We start from the raw sequence: 4569 nt of genomic DNA on the forward strand, positions 1-4569 counted from the left end.
CGCCTCGGCGTGGACGACGGGCTCCGGCAGGGTGCCCGGCTGGGTGCCGTGGACGATCCGCACCCTCCACCAGGGCCACCCAGCCGTCCGGGCCGGTCCGGCGCAGCCAGATCGCACCGCGCACCAGCGGGAAGTCGGGCATCGGGCCCGGCCCAGGTCCCGGTCGGCGGGCGCGGGCGGAGAGCAGGGCGGCCGTCTGCTCGCGCTTGGTCGGAGCGGGCAGCACCAGCGGCCCCAGTTTCTTCGCCTCCCGGTCGCTGGCGCACTGCGGGCACTCCAGCCGGTCCGGCCGGGCCTTCTCCCGCAGCTCCAGGTCCGAGCCCTCCTTCCCGCCGATCGAGCCCCGGCACGTCCAGCACGGACGCAGCGCGGCGTTGGCCGTGCGGACCGGACGACGGGGCAGCGCCCTGCAGGATTGGTGCTGTCGGAGGAGGGCTAAGCCGCAGGAGAGCCGGTCACCACCCCGCGTGCGATGCGGGCGCGGCCGTCTGGCGGCAGGACAACGAGGTACTGCCGGTCCGTGTCCTCGACGCGGGCCAGTGTGATGGAGGTCTTGGCCGCTGCGAGCGCCTCGGTGGCCGGGCCGGCCTCCTCGGTCATCCGGTCGATCCGCGAGTGGAAGCGGATGAGGACCTTTGCCGGGCCGGTGATCCAGATCGCGATCCGCACACCCCTGCGCAGCGCGGCGAGCAGGTCTGTACGCAGCGGCCCGTCTTCGGCTTCCTGGAGGAGCAGGTCGTGCAGGCGTTCCTGCCCGCACGGCCGGGACGGCGCCCCCTCGGCCAGCGCTCGACACTTGCGGCACGAGGCCAATGCCTGCGGCTGAAAGTCATGCAGGAAGAACTTCAGGTACCGGCCGCGGATCCCGCACAGGGTACGGCCCGCTCCCCCGGCGTGCTCGACACCGGGCACGCCTTCGACCTCGACCGCGGGGAACTCGGCCGGCTCACGTGCGGTCGCGAACGACCAAGTCCCGCCCGAAGCGTCGAAATCAGGAGTGGCGGCCATGCCAGGCAGCATGCCACGCCGAGCAGCTCGCCTCCCGCGCGAGGGTGCGGGGCAGCCGCACGGCTCACATGCTGCGCTCCTCGCGGATGTACAGGTTCGTCCGGGGCGGAGACCAGCGCGGCCACCAGCTCGCGCTTGGTCGGGACCGGCAGCATCAGCGGACCCAAGTCCTTTGCGGTGCGGGCCTGTACGTACTCCTCGCGTCAGTCTGGGGGATGCCCAGTTGGACGGTCAGTCGTGCCCCGCCAGCACGGCACGTGCCGCCCGCTGCTGGCCCCCGCCCGTGGAGTTCGCTTCCTACTGACGTTGTCAAGCGGCCGCCGGGACGCAATGGGTGTAGCCCTCGCCTTGTTGTTCTTGGTAAAGGTGCCGACCGGACGACCGCGCCCACTCGGGAACGAGCGAGCCAGCACCTCTCCTTGATCATTCACGAAACTCCGGCCAGGGCCCTGAATTTCCTCACCCACTGCTCTTGCGTTGGCCGGACCTGCTCAGCTATTTCCCCGCCCTCGGCGAAGGGTCTGGGGGACGGACGGTTAGACCTGAGCCGGCTCAGCGGGCACGATGCCCTGGTGAGCATCATCATCAAGTTCTTCGTGGCACCGAGCCGGGACGCCGCAGCCGCCGTCGTGGAAGGTGGTCCTGACGGGGTCTTCGACTCGCTGACATACGGCAACTTCGACGCCGAGGAAGCCCTGATCGAGTGGGAGGGCATCTTCACCGGCCGGAGCTTCGCGGAGCTTGTCGATGCTGATGTGCCCGAAGTTGTTGCCGACCCGGACGACGGCGGGGGCCCGCTGGTTCTCCTGGTTTCCGCTGCACTCCAGGACGCGCTGGCCGGTGCCGACGACCTCCGGCTTGGCGAGGTCAGCCAGCGGTGGGTCCGGGAGCGGGCTGAGGATCGAGAGGTGTTTGACCCGGAGATCTCCGCCTGGATCCTGACGGGCCTGGCCGAGCTGGCGAGCGGGATCGGCGACCGGGAGGACCGGCTGTACTGCTGGATCGCGTAAAGGCGCGAGACGGCCACTGCTGATCGCCTGATCACCGTCTGCTCCGGGCCGGCCGAACCTGCTCGGATGATCTCCCCACCCATCGTGTGTTCTCGCCCGGCGTGCCCGGTTGCTTCGTGTCCTGTCGGAAAGTCTGCGTTCGCGACGGGTTCGGCCTGTTCGGGGGCCCGGGTGCTGACGCGGGAGGAAGACGTGGATGCGCACGCGCTGCGTCGGCAGGGCCGGTCCATCTCGGCCATCGCCCGGCACCTGGGCCGCGACCGCAAGACGATCCGTGCCTACCTGAACGGCGAGCGGGTGCCCGAGCACCGGCGCCAGGCCACAGACGCGTTCGCGCCGTTCGTGGACTACTGCCGCCAGCGCCTGGTGGACGATCCGCATCTGTGGGCCTCCACGCTACTGGACGAGATCACCGAACCCGGCTACCAGGGTGCCCACTCAACGGTGGCTGATGTGCCGGAGGGGACAGACCTTCACGGGCGCCAGCTACCCCGGGCCCAACCGGCGAACGTTCCCGGTCAGAGCAGTGGCCGACGATACGATCATCGCCACGTCATGGACCGGGTGAGGGAGCGGGTATGTTCGCGGGGCTGCGCGATCGGGCGGCGCACAAGCGGGATCTTCGACGCGCGCAGGGGCTGCGGGTCACGGGTGACCAGTTCGTCGCGAAGGCGCAGTGGGCGCCGGCCGAGCAGGCGTTCCGGGAGGCGGTCGAGCTGCGGTGCGCCCGGCTCGGTGCGCAGGACCCGTTGAGCCTGGAGGCGCGCGGCCGGCGGGCGGCGGTCCTGGTGAGGCTGGGCCGGCGGGAGGAGGCGGCTGCCGAGTTGCGTGAGCTGGTGGCGCTGTGCCCGGACGTGCTCGGTCAGGAGCACCCGGTCACGGGCAAGGTGCGGATCGACCTGGCTGCTCTCCTGCTCGCCCGCAACGATCCCGACGGGGCCGCGGAGTTGGCTCTGGCCGTACTGCGCCACCGTCCGGCCCCGGACAAGCTCGGCCTGCTGGCCTGGGACATCAAGGTGCGGGCCCGCGGTGCCCAGGGCCGCCACCGCGAGGCGGCCGACGAGGGCGCGGCGCTGCGCTCAGCCTGTGCCCAGGTGTTCGGCCAGGACAGCGTGCGCACGCTCAAGGCCGGGTCGGACCGGGCCCAGAGCCTGGTGTTCCTGGGCGAGTACGGGCTGGCCGAGCGCGAGTGCCGTGAACTCCTCGACCGGCACAGCAGTGTGGACCTGCTCTGGCTGGCCGTCATGAACGCCCTCGTCCGGGCCCTCGACGGACAGGGCCGCCACGACGGGGCCCAAGCCGCCGCGCGCGCCGCCATCACGCAGCAGGCCCAGGTCACCCAGCCCAGCGGCGACGTGCTCATCACCCTGCAGCTCGGGCTCGCCCGCAGCCTCACCGCAGTCGGGCGCCACCAGGAGGCCCTGCAGGCCGTCGACCGGGCCAGGGCCGAGTTCCGTCGTACCCCGGACGCCCGGGCCGGCCTCGCCGCACCGATCGCGACCGTCGCCGCGCAGGCCCTGCTCGGCGGGCAACGACCGCAGGAGGCCGAGGTGGAGTCACGCCAGGCCGTCGAGCTGGCCGAAGCCCACTACGCCCCCATCCACTACTGCGCCCTGGAAGCCACCACCGCCCTGGCCTGCGCCATCGCCGCCGCAGGCCGGCGTACCGAGGCCGAGCAGCACCTCGCCCGCTGCGCGGCCGCCTGGCGCGAGCACTTCGGCCCCCACCACCCCCGCACCCTCGCCACCGAGACCGAACTCGCCGCCCTGCGCCGTTCCTGACCCACCGTCCCCCCTCCCGGCTCACCCACCCGGGCACCCCCTGGGGCCCGTGCGGTCGGTCGGAACTGGCGGCGCCGTACGACGGGCCGGACGGGCCGGACGGGCCGGGCCTGCTCGGTGCCGCGCAGCGCGAAGGCGGCGGTGCGGGTGCGCTCCGGCCGGCTCGCGACCTGGCGCAGTGTGGCGGGGTCGAGGTGGCGGGCGGGGTCGCGGGCGGCCTGGTGGTCGTCGTCGGTGAGCGCGTGGAGGCCGGCGCGGTCGAGGGCGGTGCAGAGAGGTTGGGCGGCGGCGCCGGCGAGGCGGCGGTGTGCGGCGTCGGTGATCTGGCGGGCCTGGTGGGCGGCTTCGCGGGCGCATTCGGCGACGTCCTGCCGGCAAAGTCCTGCCGGTGGTGCTCGCAGCGCAGCGCGTGCTGGAGAGCGGTGTCGTGGTCGGGGTCGTAGCGCTCGGCCCGGGTCTCGGCGGTGTGGTCGCGTACGCGCTGCCACTCGGCCAAAGCGTCGGCGGCGGTGGCGTGGCCGGTCTCGTCTGCGGCGTCGGCGTACTGGTCGGCGGCGCGCTCGTCGTCCCGGGCCTGTTCCAGGGCCTGCTGGAGGTTCTCCCAGGTCATCCCGGCCGCCCGGCGACGGACCCGGCCGCGGACGTCGCCGGGCAACCCGTGCTCCTGGTCGTCGTCCTCGTCCTGGGTGAAGGGGGCGCGGGCGGGGTGCCGGGCGAGGGCGGCGTGCGGCGTCGCCCCGCCCGCCCACGCCTCGGCGTGGACGACGGGC

General features: G+C 73.1%; 3 protein-coding genes and 2 pseudogenes. 3 read left to right on the forward strand and 2 right to left on the reverse strand.

Annotated elements, in window-relative coordinates; translation table 11 throughout:
• A pseudogene (locus ACFW1A_RS38810) lies at positions 1 to 226 on the reverse strand (hypothetical protein); the annotation flags it as partial.
• 209 nt (positions 227 to 435) lie between these two features.
• Complete coding sequence (locus ACFW1A_RS38815; protein WP_380418113.1) at positions 436 to 1008, reverse strand: hypothetical protein; 573 nt, start codon at positions 1006 to 1008, stop codon at positions 436 to 438.
• Positions 1009 to 1580: 572 nt separating this feature from the next.
• Between ACFW1A_RS38815 and ACFW1A_RS38820 the strand changes: the two genes are divergently transcribed.
• From ACFW1A_RS38820 to ACFW1A_RS38830, 3 genes and pseudogenes are all read left to right on the forward strand, one after another.
• On the forward strand, positions 1581 to 2018 hold the full coding sequence (locus ACFW1A_RS38820; protein ID WP_380418115.1) for a hypothetical protein: 438 nt from the start codon (positions 1581 to 1583) through the stop codon (positions 2016 to 2018).
• A 578-nt stretch (positions 2019 to 2596) separates the two neighbouring features.
• A complete protein-coding gene (locus tag ACFW1A_RS38825) occupies positions 2597 to 3799 on the forward strand; it encodes a tetratricopeptide repeat protein (protein ID WP_380418117.1) in 1203 nt (400 codons plus the stop codon).
• A 388-nt stretch (positions 3800 to 4187) separates the two neighbouring features.
• A pseudogene (locus ACFW1A_RS38830) lies at positions 4188 to 4569 on the forward strand (hypothetical protein); the annotation flags it as partial.

The sequence above is a fragment of the Kitasatospora sp. NPDC058965 genome (genome assembly GCF_042741245.1).
Taxonomy (GTDB): Bacteria; Actinomycetota; Actinomycetes; order Streptomycetales; family Streptomycetaceae; genus Kitasatospora.

What these genes read in the sequence shown, in the direction of transcription:
- ACFW1A_RS38815 (WP_380418113.1), bottom strand. Translation starts at nt 1,008, where the DNA reads ATGGCCGCCACTCCTGATTTCGACGCTTCGGGCGGGACTTGGTCGTTC.
- ACFW1A_RS38825 (WP_380418117.1), top strand. Translation starts at nt 2,597, where the DNA reads ATGTTCGCGGGGCTGCGCGATCGGGCGGCGCACAAGCGGGATCTTCGA.